The sequence below is a fragment of the Acinetobacter sp. A2 genome (assembly GCF_048537555.1).
Classification (GTDB): domain Bacteria; phylum Pseudomonadota; class Gammaproteobacteria; order Pseudomonadales; family Moraxellaceae; genus Acinetobacter.
Genome location: NZ_CP183239.1, coordinates 2175439 through 2193579, shown reverse-complemented (window position 1 = coordinate 2193579; position 18141 = coordinate 2175439). Strand labels below are relative to the sequence as shown.

General features: G+C 41.2%; 13 protein-coding genes. 9 read left to right on the top strand and 4 right to left on the bottom strand.

All coding sequences use genetic code 11. The features are described from left to right. Positions 1–66: 66 nt before the first annotated feature. Positions 67–582 (bottom strand): hypothetical protein, encoded by a 516-nt coding sequence (locus ACNS8M_RS10405; protein ID WP_168460911.1) that lies wholly within the window; start codon positions 580–582, stop codon positions 67–69. Positions 583–774: 192 nt separating this feature from the next. Then, positions 775–2049, bottom strand: coding sequence for a citrate synthase (gene gltA, locus ACNS8M_RS10400; RefSeq protein ID WP_096901013.1), 1275 nt, complete (start codon positions 2047–2049; stop codon positions 775–777). A 1166-nt stretch (positions 2050–3215) separates the two neighbouring features. On the opposite strand from gltA, the gene sdhC reads away from it, so the two are divergent. The 9 genes from sdhC (at position 3216) to sucD (ending at position 15287) form a co-directional block, all read left to right on the top strand. Continuing rightward, positions 3216–3614 (top strand): succinate dehydrogenase, cytochrome b556 subunit, encoded by a 399-nt coding sequence (gene sdhC / locus ACNS8M_RS10395; protein ID WP_143228670.1) that lies wholly within the window; start codon positions 3216–3218, stop codon positions 3612–3614. Next, positions 3614–3979 (top strand): succinate dehydrogenase, hydrophobic membrane anchor protein, encoded by a 366-nt coding sequence (gene sdhD, locus ACNS8M_RS10390; protein WP_096901012.1) that lies wholly within the window; start codon positions 3614–3616, stop codon positions 3977–3979. The genes sdhC and sdhD overlap by 1 nt, the downstream gene beginning before the upstream one ends. Before the next feature lie 12 nt (positions 3980–3991). Beyond that, positions 3992–5890, top strand: a complete 1899-nt coding sequence (gene sdhA / locus ACNS8M_RS10385) for a succinate dehydrogenase flavoprotein subunit (RefSeq protein WP_168541653.1) — start codon at positions 3992–3994, stop codon at positions 5888–5890. A gap of 14 nt (positions 5891–5904) precedes the next feature. Further along, positions 5905–6615, top strand: coding sequence for a succinate dehydrogenase iron-sulfur subunit (locus tag ACNS8M_RS10380; protein WP_096901010.1), 711 nt, complete (start codon positions 5905–5907; stop codon positions 6613–6615). 880 nt (positions 6616–7495) lie between these two features. Further along, positions 7496–10318 carry a 2-oxoglutarate dehydrogenase E1 component gene (locus tag ACNS8M_RS10375; RefSeq protein ID WP_216076194.1) on the top strand — a complete coding sequence of 941 codons (2823 nt, stop codon included), beginning with the start codon at positions 7496–7498 and terminating at the stop codon, positions 10316–10318. Positions 10319–10334: 16 nt separating this feature from the next. Next, positions 10335–11549 (top strand): 2-oxoglutarate dehydrogenase complex dihydrolipoyllysine-residue succinyltransferase, encoded by a 1215-nt coding sequence (gene odhB / locus ACNS8M_RS10370; protein WP_168541657.1) that lies wholly within the window; start codon positions 10335–10337, stop codon positions 11547–11549. A gap of 60 nt (positions 11550–11609) precedes the next feature. Continuing rightward, on the top strand, positions 11610–13043 hold the full coding sequence (gene lpdA / locus ACNS8M_RS10365) for a dihydrolipoyl dehydrogenase (protein ID WP_168418043.1): 1434 nt from the start codon (positions 11610–11612) through the stop codon (positions 13041–13043). Between the two features lie 174 nt (positions 13044–13217). Beyond that, on the top strand, positions 13218–14384 hold the full coding sequence (gene sucC, locus ACNS8M_RS10360; protein WP_168418044.1) for an ADP-forming succinate--CoA ligase subunit beta: 1167 nt from the start codon (positions 13218–13220) through the stop codon (positions 14382–14384). A gap of 12 nt (positions 14385–14396) precedes the next feature. Continuing rightward, positions 14397–15287 carry a succinate--CoA ligase subunit alpha gene (gene sucD, locus ACNS8M_RS10355; RefSeq protein WP_019836778.1) on the top strand — a complete coding sequence of 297 codons (891 nt, stop codon included), beginning with the start codon at positions 14397–14399 and terminating at the stop codon, positions 15285–15287. A 213-nt stretch (positions 15288–15500) separates the two neighbouring features. Here the strand turns inward: sucD and ACNS8M_RS10350 are convergent, their stop codons facing one another. After that, positions 15501–16562 carry a poly-beta-1,6-N-acetyl-D-glucosamine N-deacetylase PgaB gene (locus tag ACNS8M_RS10350; RefSeq protein WP_228278937.1) on the bottom strand — a complete coding sequence of 354 codons (1062 nt, stop codon included), beginning with the start codon at positions 16560–16562 and terminating at the stop codon, positions 15501–15503. A gap of 501 nt (positions 16563–17063) precedes the next feature. After that, positions 17064–18077, bottom strand: coding sequence for a tryptophan--tRNA ligase (trpS, locus tag ACNS8M_RS10345; RefSeq protein ID WP_168418045.1), 1014 nt, complete (start codon positions 18075–18077; stop codon positions 17064–17066). Between the last annotated feature and the right edge of the window lie 64 nt (positions 18078–18141).

The window sequence follows — 18141 nt, the reverse complement described above, 5'->3', positions numbered from 1 at the left end:
ATTATATTTTAAGATTAGGTTTGTCTGTGGTTTTAAGCCTGATTGCTCAAGTTAAAGAATATTCAGTTAAGCAATTGGTTTTGGTGGATTCAGAATAATATTGTCAATTTTTTTCAGGAAAATATCTTTAGCGATGTCGCCTTGTTGTTCAATGTTATAGGCAAAAAAAGGCTTGTTTGTAATCAATTGATAGCGATATGGATTGTACTGTTTAAAACTTAAATAATATGCCGTTTGTAAGAGTGCGCCATGTAGAAAGACATTAATTTTATGTTGGTATTGTAAAACATGCGCCATTTCGTGAATAAAAATAGCTTGATAGCCTAAATGTGCTTGTGTGTAGTCTGAACGGTAATGCAAATTGCGCACATGAATATCACCACAGGGTGCCATAAATATATGTTGTGGTTGCCAAGGTAAATAGGGGTGATTCATGACTCTGACTTTGCTGTAGTCAATTAAATGGCCGAACACAGACTGGCAGAGCTGTATTTCTGCAGGTGTTAAGTAGCGATATTTAAACTGCGCAAGTTTTAAAAAACGCATGAGCAGACTTAAAAATAAGAAATGCAGTTGCAGCATGTAAATTGATCATGAAAGGCTGACATTAAAAATATAGCGTAAAATGGGTTGCGACCCAATTTAATTATGTTGTCTAAGTCAAACTACCAAGGCTTTGTATTCTAGTGTGGATAAATATTCAAAAATAAAAAAAACCACCCGAAGGTGGTTTTTTGAGTCGTACTCATTTTACAAGGTACAACGCGAACCGAATTAACGGTTGATGTCGCGTTGAGTGTAACCTGTGTAAAGCTGACGTGGACGACCGATTTTGTAAGGACCGCTGTGCATTTCTAACCAGTGGCTGATCCAGCCTACAGTACGTGCAAGAGCGAAAATTACAGTAAACATTTCTGTTGGGATACCAATCGCTTTAAGAATGATACCTGAATAGAAGTCTACGTTAGGGTATAAGTTACGCTTGATGAAGTATTCATCAGATAACGCAATACGCTCAAGTTCCATTGCAAGTGCAAGTTGTGGATCGTTGATACCTAAGTCGTTAAGAACTTCGTCACAAGTTTGCTTCATTACTGTTGCACGTGGGTCGAAGTTTTTATAAACGCGGTGACCGAAGCCCATAAGCTTCACTTCTTTAGTCTTCACTTTTTCCATGAAGTCTGCAACGTTTTCTACAGAGCCGATTTCGTCAAGCATCTTAAGAACAGCTTCGTTCGCACCACCGTGAGCAGGACCCCAAAGTGCAGAAATACCTGCAGAGATACATGCGTATGGGTTAGCGCCAGTAGAACCAGCTAAACGTACAGTTGAAGTAGACGCGTTTTGTTCGTGGTCAGCGTGAAGCGTGAAAATACGATCCATAGCGCGTGCATGAACAGGGTTAACTTTGTAGTCACGGTCTGCTGGTGTAGCAAACATCATGTACAAGAAGTTTTCTGCGTAGCTTAAGTCGTTACGTGGGTAAACGAATGGTTGACCAACTGTGTACTTGTAGCTCCAAGCCGCTAAAGTAGGAATCTTCGCGATTAAACGAATCGCTGTGATTTCACGGTGGTTAACATCTTCGATGTCCAAATTGTTGTGATAGAACGCAGATAACGCACCAACAACACCAACCATGATTGCCATAGGGTGAGCATCACGACGGAAACCGTTATAGAAACGCTTAACTTGGTCGTGAACCATAGTGTGGTTGCGAACTTTTGCGTCAAAATCAGCTTTTTGTTCAGCTGTTGGAAGCTCGCCATTTAATAATAAGTAGCAAGTTTCTAAGTAGTCAGCTTTAGTTGCCAATTGGTCAATTGGGTAACCGCGGTGTAAAAGAATACCTTTGTTACCATCAATAAATGTGATTTTAGACTCGCAAGACGCTGTTGCCATAAAACCAGGATCAAAAGTAAAGTGACCTGCCGCCAACACATCCTTAACGTCAATTACATCTGGGCCTAATGTGCCGCTGTAAATTGGTAATTCAATTTCTTTTCCATCAAGCTGTAATACGGCTTTTTTGCCAGTTGCTTCAGACATTCAATAGATCTCCTGTCCTGGTGAATGTTGATCTGACTCGAAGTATCAATCTTTTAATGCGCAAGTCAGACGGATTAAAAATTTGCTCTAAGATTAGAGAGTACTGAAATTTTGTCAATTATACTTATGGATTAAGTAGACGACTGTTTGCAGAAAAAGCCGAAAAAATTCCAGTAAAAAAATCAATAAAATCACAGCACAGCCGCAGTATCATAAGTCAAAATTTGTTGGATGTGCAGAAAAAAATCATCGTTTGGGATTAATTGTAAGCAATTTTAAATAATGGTTTTGCTGTGGTGATTCTGCGGTGGGTTGCAGCCCAAAACTTAAATTTATCTAATTCTCATAACTTACACGTTTTTGCATAGGCATCAGGTAGGTTTGTCTTTTGGATACAGGCTGCAAGTCGGGTATTTAAAATAGATGTTAATTGATCAAAAAATGACTGATTAAACTCAGAAAAAATTTTAGGAATAAGCATTTTTTGGGCAAAAGAATATGGGGTTCTGCATAAGATTAAGAGTTTCTTGTTTTGTGTAATATTGGAAAATACTGGATAAGTCATTCTTTCGCATGATGATTATGGTAAAAAAGGTAGATTGGTATTTAGAGCGGACGCTGAATATAAGTTTGAGAAATAGTCTGGGTTGTAAACCTTGTAATCGGGGAAATATAAAACAGTCTAAGTCTTTTGATTATAAATAAATAAAAGTTATCCGAGTGTGAGTAAGCCAATAATTGTTGCTTTGCAGCAACGTATCACAGCTTTAACAGTAAAAGATGCGAGTGTCCGATAAAGCTGTGTGCTCAATGTTTGTAGACACGAATAGATATGATAGAGAGTAAGGTGCAAATTTATCTTTAGTCTAAATATTCTAAATAGATATAAAGCTATATATAGAGCCTATTGCTAAATAAATTGTATAAAAACATTGTGTTATAAGTATGATTGTAATTTAGTTAAGCAGGTTGTTGCTTCTTATTGTTGTTAATGATTCTTATTTAAAGGATTTTTGGCAAAAAAGCCGAGCTGTGTTGTTTGTATTTTGACAGTTGACGTTTTATAATTCAGTGTCGTTTTAAGGTTAGGCATGAATTTGCCTGACAATGCCAGCTTTCCTTCGAATTTATTCCAACAAACTCCGGATGGAGTTTTTACTTACAGGATGCCCGCTGTGAAAAGCAACAGACCTGTCAATTTGTCCATGGGTCAAGTTTTAGAAGTAAACTTAAAATCGCCCGTGGCTATTGCATCAATTCTACACCGTCTTTCTGGTGTCATCGTATTTTTACTCGTACCGGTACTTTTATGGTTGTTAGACAAGTCATTGTCTTCACCTGAAGGTTTTGCTCAAGTTCAAGAAATTTTTAACGGTTTCTTTGTGCGCTTTATCGTATGGGTATTTGTAGCCGGCTTAATTTATCACTTCATTGCTGGTATTAAGCACTTACTTGCTGACCTTGGTTTTGCAGAAGAACTGCAAAGCGGTCGCATTGCAGCTACTATTTCATTGATCTTGTCTGCAATTGGTATCGTTGCAGCATTTGTATGGATTGTAATCTAATGAAAAGTGCTACAGGTTTAACGGGTTCAGGTTCTCGCGATTGGTATATCCAACGTGTTAGTGCTGTAGTTCTTGCTGTTTATACCGTTGTGGTATTTGGTTGGATTCTTCTTAACGGTGGATTCAACTTTGAACAGTGGTACGGCTTTATGATGACATTACCAATGAAGATTATGTCTTTATTGGCAGTCTTATCTCTTGTTGCACACGCTTGGATTGGCATGTGGCAAGTATTCACTGACTATGTGACTACTCGTCAAATGGGTCCTTCAGCTTCAGGTTTACGCCTAGTGCTGACTTCAGCAGTGATTATTGCTGTTTTTGCATACGCAATCTGGGCTATCCAGATTTTCTGGGCGAATTGATAGGAAAATATCATGGGCGCGATTAACCCTAAAGAAGATTATACAAATATTCCACACCAATTTTTTGACGCAGTCATCGTTGGTGGTGGTGGTTCAGGTATGCGTGCATCTTACCAGCTTGCTCAAGCGGGTTTGAGAGTTGCGGTACTGACCAAAGTATTCCCAACACGTTCGCACACTGTTGCGGCGCAAGGTGGTATTGGTGCATCTCTTGGTAACATGCAAGAAGATAACTGGCACTACCACTTTTATGACACAGTAAAAGGTTCTGACTGGTTAGGCGACCAAGACGCGATCGAGTTCATGACGCGTGAAGCGCCACAAGTGGTTTATGAATTAGAACACTTGGGTATGCCATTTGACCGTAACGCAGACGGTACAATTTACCAACGTCCATTCGGTGGTCACTCTGCAAACTACGGTGAAAAAGCTGTGCCGCGTGCATGTGCTGCAGCTGACCGTACTGGTCACGCACTTCTTCACACGCTTTATCAAAGCAACGTGAAAATGGGTACTCAATTTTTCGTTGAATGGATTGCTCTTGATTTAATCCGTAACGAAGCAGGCGATGTACTTGGTGTTACAGCAATTGACCAAGAAACTGGCAAAATTGCAGTATTCCAAGCGAAAGCGACATTATTTGCTACAGGTGGTGCAGGTCGTGTTTACCGTGCATCTACAAACGCATATATCAACACTGGTGACGGTCTTGGTATGGCTGCTCGTGCGGGTATTCCATTACAAGATATGGAATTCTGGCAGTTCCACCCTACGGGTGTTGCGGGCGCAGGCGTATTGTTAACGGAAGGCTGTCGTGGTGAAGGTGGTATCCTTCGTAACGATTCAGGCGAGCCGTTCATGGAGCGTTATGCACCAACTTTGAAAGACTTGGCGCCACGTGACTTCGTATCACGTTCTATGGACCAAGAAATTAAAGAAGGTCGTGGTTGTGGTCCAAACAAAGACTACATCTTGCTTGATATGACGCACTTGGGTGCAGACACCATTATGAAGCGTCTTCCATCTGTATTCGAGATTGGTAAGAAATTCGCGAACGTTGACTGTACAAAAGAGCCAATTCCAGTAGTACCGACCATCCACTATCAAATGGGTGGTATTCCAACAAACATTCATGGTCAAGTGGTTGTGCCAGAAAGCCGTGAAACTCAAGAGTTGGTTGCGAACTACAACGCAGAAACTGATACTTATACAACAAACTCGGGCGACCGTGATTTTGCTAAACCAGTAAAAGGTTTCTATGCAATTGGTGAGTGTTCATGTGTATCCGTACACGGTGCAAACCGTTTAGGTACAAACTCATTGCTTGACTTGGTTGTATTTGGTAAGGCTGCTGGTCAGCACATCATTGAGTATGTAACTAAGCAACACGATGGTGAGTACGAACCACTTCCAACAACTGTACTTGAAAACACTGTGAACCGTATTCGTAAACTTGACGAATCGACTTCAGGTGAAAACGCTCAAGAAGTTGCAGATACGATTCGTAACATCGTTCAAGATCACGCAGGTGTATTCCGTACTTCAGCATTGCTTGAAGAAGGTGTTAAGCAAATTCTTGCGCTTGAACCACGTGTTCGCAACATTCATTTGAAAGACAAATCTAAAGTATTTAACACTGCACGTGTAGAAGCTTTAGAAGTTGAAAACTTATATGAAGTTGCTAAAGCGACATTAATCTCAGCTGCTGCACGTAAAGAATGTCGTGGTGCGCATACGGTTGTAGACTTCGAGTTACCACCAGATCACCCAACTTATTCTTATGGTCGTCGTGATGATGAGTGGATGAAGCACACCTTATGGTTCTCTACAGATAACCGTCTTGAGTACAAACCAGTACGTTACAAGCCGCTTACTGTAGCTGCTATTCCACCTAAACCACGTACATTCTAATTGGGAGAAGTAAGATGAGTAGAGGTACTCGTACATTTAATATCTACCGCTACGATCCTGATAAGGATAAAGCACCGTACATGCAAACTTTTAAGCTTGAATTGACTGATAAGCACCGTATGTTGCTTGATGCGCTTCTTGCATTGAAAGTACAAGACGAAACTTTAACGTTCCGTCGTTCATGTCGTGAAGGTATTTGTGGTTCTGATGGTGTAAACATCAACGGTAAAAATGGTTTAGCGTGTCTTTGGAACCTAAACGACTTACCAGAAGTGATTACGATTCGTCCACTTCCTGGTCTTCCAGTAATTAAAGACTTAGTTGTTGATATGAATCAGTTCTACGATCAGTACAACAAGATTCATCCGTTCTTGATCAACAACCAGCCTGCGCCTCCAAAAGAGCGTTTACAGTCTCAAGAAGATCGTGAACACCTTGATGGTTTGTATGAATGTATTCTTTGTGCATGTTGTTCAACTTCATGCCCATCATTCTGGTGGAACCCAGACAAGTTCTTGGGTCCTTCAGCATTGTTGAATGCATACCGCTTCATCATTGACTCTCGTGATACTGCAACTCAAGAGCGTTTGGCTCGTCTTGACGACCCATTCTCATTGTTCCGTTGTAAAGGCATCATGAACTGTGTGTCTGTTTGTCCGAAAGGTTTGAACCCGACGAAAGCAATTGGTCACATTCGTAACATGTTATTAGACCAAGCTGGCTAAGCGAGCTAAGGTTGAAAAAAGCACATCTTCGGATGTGCTTTTTTTATGGTCTAATATTGCTGTAAAAGTAAAATAATAACGAGGTGTGTTTTTTTAATATCGAACATAAAAACGAAGTATAAAAAGAAGTGATTAAAAAATGAGTGCTTGATATTTTTTAGGTATAACTGCTGGATTAATAGACAAAAACCGATAAAAGGCGACTAAAGTTGCACACAATTGTAATCCAGTGCTGCTATTTTGTTGTAAAGCATAGGCAAATGCCAAGATTAGCTGCAATATTTGTTTTTAGATGTTATCATGTAACATGTAATTGAGAGGGCAGATTGAGAGATGTGCTCTCTTTTCTTTTATCTAAAATAGCAGGGGTTGGACTTTGGTCTAAATTGCTTCTGTTTTTTAAATAAAGCACCATATATTAGATGAAAATAGAATCACTGTATTTCGCCAATTTATAGGAGGTATGTGTCAAAAAAATCAATTGGTTTATGAGATCATGTTACGATTAATGAACCGCTATATTTAAAAAATGTTGAAATTTTGTACATTTTATCAACATTTTAACGCTGTTTAGTGTGCTATTTAATCTGATTAAAAGTATAAAAGTCGGGTTAGAAAAGCGAAGTGAGTGAACTTCATTTTTCTAAAACGATTTTGCAAAAAATTGCTCGGCTTGGGTCGAGTATATAGATGAGTGATGATGCCAATGAGGGCGTTATGATTCATAAATGACATTGGGTTTTCCTAATGTAGTGATAACGCCTCATGACATTTGTCAACTGGGGACTAATGTCATGTTACCAATTTGACATTATCAATCATGGGTTTTGCTTAAAAAGCATCCTGGAAAATGTTTTTGCAATAGGAAATGGGTCCACAAATGCAAGAAGTTGCTGACGCACTGCGTCTTGACACTGAACTTTCCGCTGATAGTGCAGCGTATATTGAAGAACTTTACGAGCATTATTTGACGTCACCGGAATCAGTCGGTGCTGATTGGCGTGAATATTTCGATAAATTCCCGAAGGGTGATCAACCACACAGCAATGTACGTGAGCAATTCCTTTTATTAGGTCGTAATTCAAATCGCGTTCAAGCCATTGTTCAAGGTTCAGTGAGTTCTGAACACGAACAACGTCAAATTGGCGTGTTGCAACTGATTGCAGCTTACCGTAACCGTGGTCACCAAAAAGCAAAATTAGATCCATTAGGTTTGGCAAAACGTGAAGACGTGCCAGATTTAGATCTTGCTGCGCATGGTTTAACCAAGTCAGATTTAGACACGGTATTCCACACAGGTAACTTGGCGATTGATAAAGCTGAAGCGACCCTAGGTGAAATGGTTGAAGCCATGCAGTCAATCTACTGCGGTTCAATTGGTGCAGAATACATGCACATTGTTGATACCAAAGAGAAACGCTGGATTCAACAACGCTTAGAGAGCGCACGCGGTAAATTTACGTTCACTGCAGACCAAAAGAAACATGTACTTGAGCGCTTAACAGCAGCTGAAGGTCTAGAAAAATATCTAGGTAACAAATACGTGGGCGCTAAACGCTTTGGTGTAGAAGGCGGTGAATCATTTATCCCAATGGTCAACGAAATTATTCAACGTGCAGGTGCTGTAGGTTGTAAAGAAGTTGTGATTGGTATGCCACACCGTGGTCGTTTGAACCTACTTGTGAATATCATGGGTAAAAACCCAGCAGACCTATTTGGTGAGTTCGAAGGTAAGAGCTTACATAAAAAAGGTTCGGGTGACGTGAAATATCACCAAGGTTTCTCATCTAACGTGATGACACCAGGTGGTGAAGTACACTTGGCACTTGCGTTTAACCCATCACACTTGGAAATTGTTGGTCCAGTGGTTGAAGGTTCTGTTCGTGCACGCCAAGTACGTCGTAAAGACATTGGTGGTGATGACGTATTGCCATTAATCGTACACGGTGACGCAGCATTTGCAGGTCAAGGTGTTAACCAAGAAACCTTCCAAATGTCACAAACTCGCGGTTATACCGTAGGTGGTACAGTTCACATTGTGATTAACAACCAAGTTGGTTTCACAACTTCTGACCCACGTGACGCGCGTTCTACAGAATACTGTACTGACATTGCAAAAATGATTCAGGCGCCAATTTTCCACGTGAATGGCGATGACCCTGAAGCTGTGATTTTTGTATCTCAATTGGCACATGATTTCCGTCACACATTCCGTAAAGACGTTGTGATTGATTTGTTCTGCTACCGTCGTCGTGGTCACAACGAAGCTGACGAGCCAGCAGCAACTCAGCCGATGATGTACCAAGTGATTAACAAAAAGACCACAACACGTACTTTATATGCTGACCAATTGGTACAAGAAGGTGTGTTGGATCGCGCTGCGGCAGATCAAATGGTTGAAGACTACCGTTCTGATTTGGAAGCGGGTAATCACGTTGCGAATGCGTTGGTACTTGAGCCAAATACCAAAATGTTTGTAGATTGGTCTCCGTATTTAGGTCATGACTATACAGACGTTTGGGATACGACTTTCCCGGTTGAGCGTTTGAAAGAACTTGGTCAAACCATGCGTAAACTTCCAGAAGGTTTCGTGATGCAGCGCCAAGTTGCAAAAGTGATTGATGATCGCTTAAAAATGCAAACGGGTGAAATGCCACTGAACTGGGGTGCAGCTGAAACTTTAGCTTATGCAACTTTGTTGGATGAAGGCTATTTAGTTCGTTTGACTGGTGAAGACGTAGGTCGTGGTACTTTCTCACACCGTCACGCAAAATTGCACAACCAAGTCGATGGTAAAACTTATATTCCGTTATGCCATATCAAAGAGAACCAACCACGTGTTGCAATCTACGACTCTTTATTGTCTGAAATGGCAGTATTGGCATTCGAATACGGTTATGCAACGACACTTCCGAAGAGCTTGATCATTTGGGAAGCACAATTTGGTGACTTCGCAAACTGTGCTCAAGTGGTGATTGACCAGTTCATCTCATCTGGTGAAACCAAGTGGGAGCGTGTGTGTGGTTTGACTATGCTACTTCCACACGGCTTTGAAGGTCAGGGTCCAGAGCACTCATCTGCACGTTTAGAGCGTTTCTTACAGCTTTGTGCGGAAGAAAACATGCAAGTGATGACACCAACAACACCAGCACAGATTTTCCACGCTTTACGTCGTCAGGCGATTCGTCCAATCCGTAAGCCAATGATCATCATGTCGCCGAAGTCTTTACTTCGTCACAAGTTAGCTGTGTCTAGCTTGGATGAGCTTGCAACTGGTACATTCCAGACTGTGATTGATGAAACTGATAACATCAACAAGTCAGACGTGACTCGTCTAGTGCTATGTGGTGGTAAGGTTTATTACGACTTGCTTGAAAAACGTCGTGAATTAGAATTGAACAACACTGCAATTGTTCGTATTGAACAGTTGTACCCATATCCAGAACAACGTATTGCTGAAGTTCTTGCTTCTTATCCAAACGTGAACGAACTTGTTTGGGCTCAAGAAGAACCGAAGAACCAAGGTGCTTGGTTATTCATCGCGCCACGTTTATATGATGACGTAATGAAAACTGGTAAACAGATTCGTATTAGTTATGCGGGTCGTGAAGCATCTGCAGCACCAGCGTGTGGTTCACCATATTTGCATGCAAAACAACAAGCTCAGCTCATCAATGACGCGCTTGCGATCGTAGCTGAATAACAGGAGATTCGAAGTAATGGCAACCGAAATTAAAGCACCGGTATTTCCAGAGTCAGTTGCAGACGGTACGATTGCAACTTGGCACAAACAACCAGGTGAAGCAGTATCACGTGATGAAGTGATCTGTGACATTGAAACCGATAAAGTTGTTTTGGAAGTAGTCGCTCCTGCAGATGGTACGATCTCTGTCATCATTAAAAACGAAGGCGACACCGTTCTTTCTGACGAAGTAATTGCTCAATTTGAAGCTGGCGCTGTTTCTGGTGCGGCTCAAACTCAAGCAGTTCAATCTGAAGGTCAGGTAGAGCAAGCTGCAGCACAAACTGAAGCGGGTGCTGCACCTGTTGTTGAGCGTGCACAACCTGTTGCTGACCAAGCGCCAGCAGTACGTAAAGCCTTGACTGAAACAGGTATCAATGCTGCAGACATAGCGGGTACAGGTCGTGGTGGTCGTATCACTAAAGAAGATGTTGCAAATCATCAAACTAAACCTGCTGCTGCAGCTGCGCCATTAAGTGTTGCGGTAGGTGAGCGTATCGAGAAACGTGTTCCTATGACACGTTTACGTAAGCGTGTTGCTGAGCGTTTACTTGCAGCGACTCAAGAAACTGCAATGTTGACTACGTTTAACGAAGTAAACATGAAGCCAATCATGGAAATGCGTGCACAATACAAAGATGCGTTTGAAAAACGTCATGGTGCACGTTTAGGCTTTATGTCTTTCTTTGTGAAAGCTGCAACTGAAGCACTTAAGCGTTATCCTGCTGTTAACGCTTCAATTGATGGCGATGACATCGTGTATCACGGTTACTACGACATCGGTGTAGCTGTATCTTCTGACCGTGGTCTAGTGGTTCCTGTATTACGTGATACAGACCGTATGAACTATGCTGAAGTAGAAAACGGTATCCGTGACTATGCTTACAAAGCACGTGACGGTAAGTTGGGTATTGAAGACATGACTGGCGGTACATTCACCATTACTAACGGTGGTACTTTCGGTTCATTGTTATCTACTCCAATTCTAAATACGCCACAAACTGCAATTTTGGGTATGCACAAAATCCAAGAGCGTCCTATGGCGGTTAATGGCCAAGTAGAAATCTTGCCAATGATGTATTTAGCGCTTTCTTATGACCACCGTTTAATTGATGGTAAAGAAGCTGTAGGTTTCCTTGTAACAATCAAAGAATTGTTAGAAGAACCAGCTAAACTCATCCTTGACCTTTAATTCTAAAGAATAAATCAGTGGGCTTGGAGCGATCCTCTAAGCCCATTTTTGGAGATAAAAATGTCTCAACAATTTGATCTTGTTGTTATTGGCGGTGGCCCAGGTGGTTATGAAGCGGCAATTCGTGCTGCACAACTTGGTTTTAAAGTTGCGTGTATCGAAAAACGTATTCATAAAGGCAAACCATCTTTAGGTGGTACATGCTTAAACGTGGGTTGTATCCCATCTAAAGCATTACTTGATTCTTCACATCGTTATGAAGATACAGTGCATCACTTGGCTGATCACGGTATCACCACAGGCGAAGTACAGTTTGACCTTGCAAAACTTTTAGCACGTAAAGACAAAATCGTTGACCAATTGACTGGCGGTATTGATCAGTTATTAAAAGGTAACGGTATTGAGTGGTTAAAAGGTACAGGTAAATTACTTGCTGGCAAGAAAGTTGAGTTTGTTTCTCACGAAGGTGAAACTCAGGTTCTAGAGCCTAAATATGTCATTCTTGCGACAGGTTCTGTACCAGTTAACATTCCTGTAGCGCCAGTAGATCAAGACCTGATTGTTGATTCAACAGGTGCACTTGAGTTCCCTGAAGTACCTAAGCGTTTAGGTGTGATTGGTGCAGGTGTCATTGGTCTTGAGCTTGGTTCAGTATGGCGTCGTTTGGGTGCAGAAGTTGTAGTATTTGAAGCAATGGATGCATTTTTACCAATGGCTGACAAAGCATTGGCTAAAGACTACCAAAAACTGTTGACTAAGCAAGGTATGGACATCCGTATCGGTGCAAAAGTTGCAGGTACTGAAATTAACGGTCGTGAAGTTACAGTTAAATATACCCAAGGTGGCGAAGATAAAGAACAAACTTTTGACAAGTTAATTGTTTGTGTAGGTCGTCGTGCTTATGCAGAAGGCTTATTGGCTGATGACTGTGGTATTAAACTGACTGAACGTGGTTTAGTTGAAGTAAACGATTGGTGTGCAACTTCTGTTGAGGGTGTATATGCAATTGGTGACTTGGTACGTGGTCCAATGCTTGCACATAAAGCAATGGAAGAAGGCGTGATGGCTGTTGAACGTATTCATGGCCATGCTGCACAAGTGAACTACGACACCATCATTTCAGTAATTTACACACACCCTGAAGCGGCGTGGGTAGGTTTAACTGAAGAGCAAGCCAAAGAAAAAGGCCATGAAGTGAAAACTGGTCAATTCGGTTTCGCTGTAAATGGTCGTGCTTTAGCTGCTGGTGAAGGTGCAGGCTTTGTGAAGTTTGTAGCAGATGCAAAAACAGATCGTCTATTGGGCATGCATGTAATTGGCCCTGCGGCGTCTGACATTGTTCACCAAGGTATGATTGCCCTTGAATTTGTATCTTCAGTTGAAGATTTACAATTAATGACATTTGGTCACCCAACTTTCTCTGAAGTAGTGCATGAAGCTGCTTTAGCGGTGGATGGGCGTGCGATTCACGCGATTCAGCGTAAACGCAAATAACACTAAAAAGAGCGGCTTAGGCCGCTCTTTTTACATTTGATGGTTGTGTTTGTGGGAATAATCATCTAAAAATAAAGAGCATAGAAAATAGCACCACCATGGAAGACCAAGATCAAACCAAGATTTGATGCGGGTGGTGAGAACTGAATAAAAGAAGTAGTAAAAGGTTAGTCAATGAATTTACATGAGTATCAAGCGAAAGCGCTATTAAAAAAATATGGCATGCCTGTTCAGGAAGGAATCTTGGCCACGACAGCAGTAGAAGCTGTGCAGGCCTTTGAGCAACTTGGTGGAAAATTTGCCGTAATGAAGGCGCAAGTACATGCGGGTGGCCGTGGTAAAGCGGGTGGTGTAAAAGTGGTGAAATCTGCACAGGAAGCTGCAGACTATGCCAATGAAATTATTGGTACACGCTTGGTCACTTATCAAACTGATGCTTATGGTCAGCCGGTAAACAGTATTTTGGTTGCAGAAGATGTCTATCCTGTAGAGCGCGAATTGTACTTAGGTGCTGTGGTAGATCGTTCAAGCCGTCGTGTCACCTTTATGGCATCTACCGAAGGTGGGGTTGAAATTGAAAAAGTCGCAGAAGAAACCCCTGAAAAAATTATTAAAGTAGAAGTCGATCCATTGGTGGGGTTATTGCCATTTCAGGCGCGAGAAGTTGCTTTCGCCTTAAAACTAAAAGATAGCCAAATCACTCAGTTTGTAAAAATTATGACTGCGGCTTATCAGGCATTTATTGATAATGATTTTGCATTGTTTGAAATTAATCCACTTTCAGTGCGCGAAAATGGTGAGATTTTATGTGTCGATGCTAAAGTCGGAATTGACTCTAATGCGTTGTACCGTTTACCTGAGGTATTGGCGCTGCGAGATAAGTCACAAGAAAATGAGCGTGAATTGCGTGCTTCAGAATTTGACCTGAACTATGTAGCTTTGGAAGGCAACATTGGCTGTATGGTCAATGGTGCGGGCTTGGCAATGGCAACGATGGATATTATTAAGTTGTATGGTGGCCAGCCTGCGAACTTCTTAGATGTAGGTGGTGGTGCAACCAAAGAGCGTGTGATTGAAGCCTTTAAAATTATTTTGGCAGATCACTCAGTCAAAGGCGTGTTAATCAATATTTTTGGTGGAATTGTACGTTGTGACATGATTGCAGAAGCAATTATTGCAGCGGTTCAAGAGGTAAATGTTACTGTGCCTGTGGTGGTTCGTTTAGAAGGAAACAACTCAGAGCTAGGTGCTAAATTACTAGATGAATCAGGATTAAAACTTATTTCTGCAAATGGCTTGTCCGATGCTGCAGAAAAAATTGTTGCTGCAGTGAAAGCTTAAGGAGAATCAGGCATGAGCGTATTAATTGATAAAAACACCAAAGTATTGGTTCAGGGTTTTACGGGTAAGAACGGGACTTTTCACTCAGCACAAGCACTCGACTATGGCACGAAAGTGGTGGGTGGGGTCACGCCAGGTAAAGGTGGTCAAACACATTTAGAATTACCCGTGTTTAACACTATGAAAGAAGCGGTACGTGAAACAGCTGCAGATGCATCCGTGATTTATGTACCAGCACCATTTGTTCTAGATTCGATTGTGGAAGCTGTAGATTCAGGCGTAGGTTTAATTGTCGTGATTACAGAAGGCGTGCCAACCATCGACATGCTCAAGGCTAAGCGCTATTTGGAAACCAATAGCAATGGAACACGTTTAGTTGGGCCGAATTGTCCAGGCGTGATTACACCAGGCGAATGTAAAATTGGCATTATGCCAGGACATATTCATCAACCAGGCCGTATTGGAATTATTTCACGTTCAGGTACGCTGACGTATGAAGCGGTAGCTCAAACTACAAAACTTGGACTTGGACAATCGACTTGTATTGGTATTGGAGGGGATCCAATTCCAGGAATGAATCAGATTGATGCTTTAAAATTATTCCAAGATGACCCAGATACTGATGCCATTATTATGATTGGTGAGATTGGCGGAACGGCAGAAGAAGAGGCTGCTGAATATATTCAGTCCAATGTCAGCAAACCTGTAGTGGGTTATATTGCAGGTGTGACTGCACCAAAAGGCAAGCGTATGGGGCATGCGGGTGCAATTATTTCAGGCGGTAAAGGCACAGCAGAAGAAAAGTTTGCTGCCTTTGAGCGAGCGGGAATGGCATATACACGTAGTCCTGCAGAATTAGGTTCTACCATGCTGCAAGTACTTAAGGAAAAAGGTTTGGCTTAAGCTAAATTTCGGCAATCTAATTAACAGATCATTCAATCATTAGATTGCCTATTAAGCAGAACATAATGATCGATTTAATCCCCGTAAAAGGGGATTTTTTATGTGTGAAAGCGTGCAATAATTGAAATATAAAGTTTTTTTAATCAATTAATTAAGTAAAAATTATGTAATAAGTAATATTTTATAAGGCTCTAGACTAACATATCTATTCTGCTAGTCTAGAGCCTCAAAAATAGTACGATCCAAATTTGGGTCGTATTTTTTTGCATGTCGAATTAAATCTAAATAGAATTTTTTGTGATCTTTAGCTTGTTCCATATAGGGCATGGCCATAATTGCGTTGTAATCATAATAACGGTAGGTACTTGGCATGGATTGTGAAAACCACTGTTCGCTTTGTGGTTGAAGCACCACAGGTGCATACATGTTCCGAGCAACCAATAAATTCGGTTGGTATTGCTTTAAAACTTGGGTGATGCCCGCAGCCAATTGATCCAAGTACGCAGTTTTGTGTTTGGCTAAACGTCCCTGCAAAGGGTGTCGAATATTGTTGAAAATTCGTTTTGAAAAGCCCCATTCTTGATAGTACTTACGTGCCGAAGCCGAAGAGTCTTCATAATCTGACAAGGTAATATCATCATGGTACAGCACACCATCTACAGGGTTGTGCTGAATAAAATCACGGAAAATATCGACAATAATTGCCAAGTTTTTCTCTTCAAAAGGAGAAAGGCGAATATAGCCTTTTTGACCGCCTTGACGATGTTCTACATAGTTTAAATCTTGAGCTTTGGGTAATTCCCAAGCCAGCATTGGTAGCCAAGCATAGACTTGTTGAACCTGAGTTTTATCACGAATGAGTTGATGCACCTGTTGAAACAAATTGTCCCGTACTGGCACATGGCGGTTCTCAAAATAAACCTGATCGGCTGAACCATTGGCATCTGGGTCGGCAAAAGCCTGCAAAAAAATGGTATTGGGTTGAATAGCATTAATGCGCTGAATTAAGGCTTGTATATTTCGCTTTTGTTGGGCTTTGTCGCTGTCAAACACATAATCTAAATCAATGTGCATGATGCGCATTTTTGCAATGTGATGCTTGTGCAGATTAGGTTTATGTGAATTTGTGTTAGGCAGTTTTAGCGGCTCATGCAAAACATACTGAATAGGGTGGTCTGGTATCACCACCAAGGCGTGTACTTGTGCGTAAGTGGAAATCGTCATCAAGAGTCCAATTTGACTGATACGCTGAATAGTTCGGATGAGTCCAGACATAAATAAGGGCATCACATTTAAAGCTGTACAACAGAATAGAGTTACTTTAATTGGAATACCGTTGGCTTCAAGTAGAATTTTGCAATGATGCTGTTGAGTCCTGTATTACCTCTAATAAAGAGTCAGTTGTGATGTATACAATTTGCTAAAAGTTTAGGTATATGCAGGTATCAAGGCGATAATTCAGACAAAAAAATACGCAATGATTGGGGTGATCATTGCGTAGGAACTACGAATCTGCATACACAGTTTCGGTAAAGGAGAAATGTTATGAAATTAGGATTGCTCCTAAAGCATGTGATTATCATAAGCAAAACCTGAATACTTTTCCTCAGTATTCGAGTTACGTGATGTTAAGTAACGTAACTAATAAGTGTTTTGTGTGAGTAAAATAACGAGATTTTGAAGGTTTTGCAGAAATAAAAAAGCCTCTAATTTTAGTAAATTAGAGGCTTTGTGTTTAAATAATACGTGATAAAACAGGTGTTTAGGGGAGTTGATTTAGAAGCGGAAAACGCCTAATCCAGCTTTCACTTCGTCTAAAGTTTGCTGAGTAATATCACGGCATTTGTCTGTACCCGATTTCAAAATGTCCATAATGTAATCTGGGTCTTTTGCCAACTCGATACGACGTTCACGGATAGGGCCAATCAATTCTTTTAAAATACCTTCTAAACGCTTTTTCACGGTACCATCGCCCAAACCACCACGACGATAATGCGCTTTCAGTTCTTCAAGCTCTTCTTTATTGGTGTCAAACGCATCTAAATAGGTAAATACCACGTTGCCTTCAACCTGACCTGGGTCTTCAATACGCAGGTGATTCGGGTCGGTGTACATGGCATTCACCGCTTTTTTAATGTCTTTGTCGGTGGCGTCTAACACAATGGTATTGCCCAAAGATTTAGACATTTTAGCTTTGCCATCAAAACCTGGTAAGCGACCCACATTAGACAATAAAGCCTGACATTCAGGTAACAGGTCTTGTCCAATCTGACGATTCACACGACGTACAATTTCATTGGTCTGTTCAATCATTGGAATCTGATCTTCGCCGACTGGCACTACAGTCGCTTTAAATGCAGTAATATCGGCTGCCTGTGCCACAGGGTAGCAGAGGAAACCTGCAGGAATATCACGCTCAAAACCACGCATCTGAATTTCAGATTTAATGGTTGGGTTGCGCTCTAAACGTGCCACAGTCACGAAGTTTAAATACAACATGGTGAGTTCGTTTAGCGCAGGCAAACAAGATTGCACGCAAATGGTGGTCTTGGTTGGGTCAATGCCTACAGCTAAATAATCGGTAGCAACTTCAATAATATTACGACGTACTTTTTCAAAGTTATCGGCGTTATCGGTCAGGGCTTGAGCATCGGCAAGTAACAGATGTTGATGATGCGAGTCTTGTAAACCTACACGTGAACGTAAAGAACCCACAAAGTGACCTAAATGTAGCTGTCCAGTCGGACGATCGCCCGTCAAAATCACAGGACGATTATCTTGATTACTCATTTTTTATTCCAAGTCGTATCTACGACATCTATGTACCGATGAATTGCTACATTGTAAGGCATAA

Bases quoted from the DNA above. Each gene is read 5' to 3' on its own strand.
- trpS (WP_168418045.1), bottom strand. From the start codon at position 18,077: ATGAGTAATCAAGATAATCGTCCTGTGATTTTGACGGGCGATCGTCCG.
- sdhA (WP_168541653.1), top strand. From the start codon at position 3,992: ATGGGCGCGATTAACCCTAAAGAAGATTATACAAATATTCCACACCAA.
- ACNS8M_RS10380 (WP_096901010.1), top strand. From the start codon at position 5,905: ATGAGTAGAGGTACTCGTACATTTAATATCTACCGCTACGATCCTGAT.
- sucD (WP_019836778.1), top strand. From the start codon at position 14,397: ATGAGCGTATTAATTGATAAAAACACCAAAGTATTGGTTCAGGGTTTT.
- ACNS8M_RS10375 (WP_216076194.1), top strand. From the start codon at position 7,496: ATGCAAGAAGTTGCTGACGCACTGCGTCTTGACACTGAACTTTCCGCT.
- sdhC (WP_143228670.1), top strand. From the start codon at position 3,216: ATGCCCGCTGTGAAAAGCAACAGACCTGTCAATTTGTCCATGGGTCAA.
- lpdA (WP_168418043.1), top strand. From the start codon at position 11,610: ATGTCTCAACAATTTGATCTTGTTGTTATTGGCGGTGGCCCAGGTGGT.
- ACNS8M_RS10405 (WP_168460911.1), bottom strand. From the start codon at position 582: ATGCTGCAACTGCATTTCTTATTTTTAAGTCTGCTCATGCGTTTTTTA.
- sdhD (WP_096901012.1), top strand. From the start codon at position 3,614: ATGAAAAGTGCTACAGGTTTAACGGGTTCAGGTTCTCGCGATTGGTAT.
- ACNS8M_RS10350 (WP_228278937.1), bottom strand. From the start codon at position 16,562: ATGTCTGGACTCATCCGAACTATTCAGCGTATCAGTCAAATTGGACTC.
- odhB (WP_168541657.1), top strand. From the start codon at position 10,335: ATGGCAACCGAAATTAAAGCACCGGTATTTCCAGAGTCAGTTGCAGAC.
- gltA (WP_096901013.1), bottom strand. From the start codon at position 2,049: ATGTCTGAAGCAACTGGCAAAAAAGCCGTATTACAGCTTGATGGAAAA.
- sucC (WP_168418044.1), top strand. From the start codon at position 13,218: ATGAATTTACATGAGTATCAAGCGAAAGCGCTATTAAAAAAATATGGC.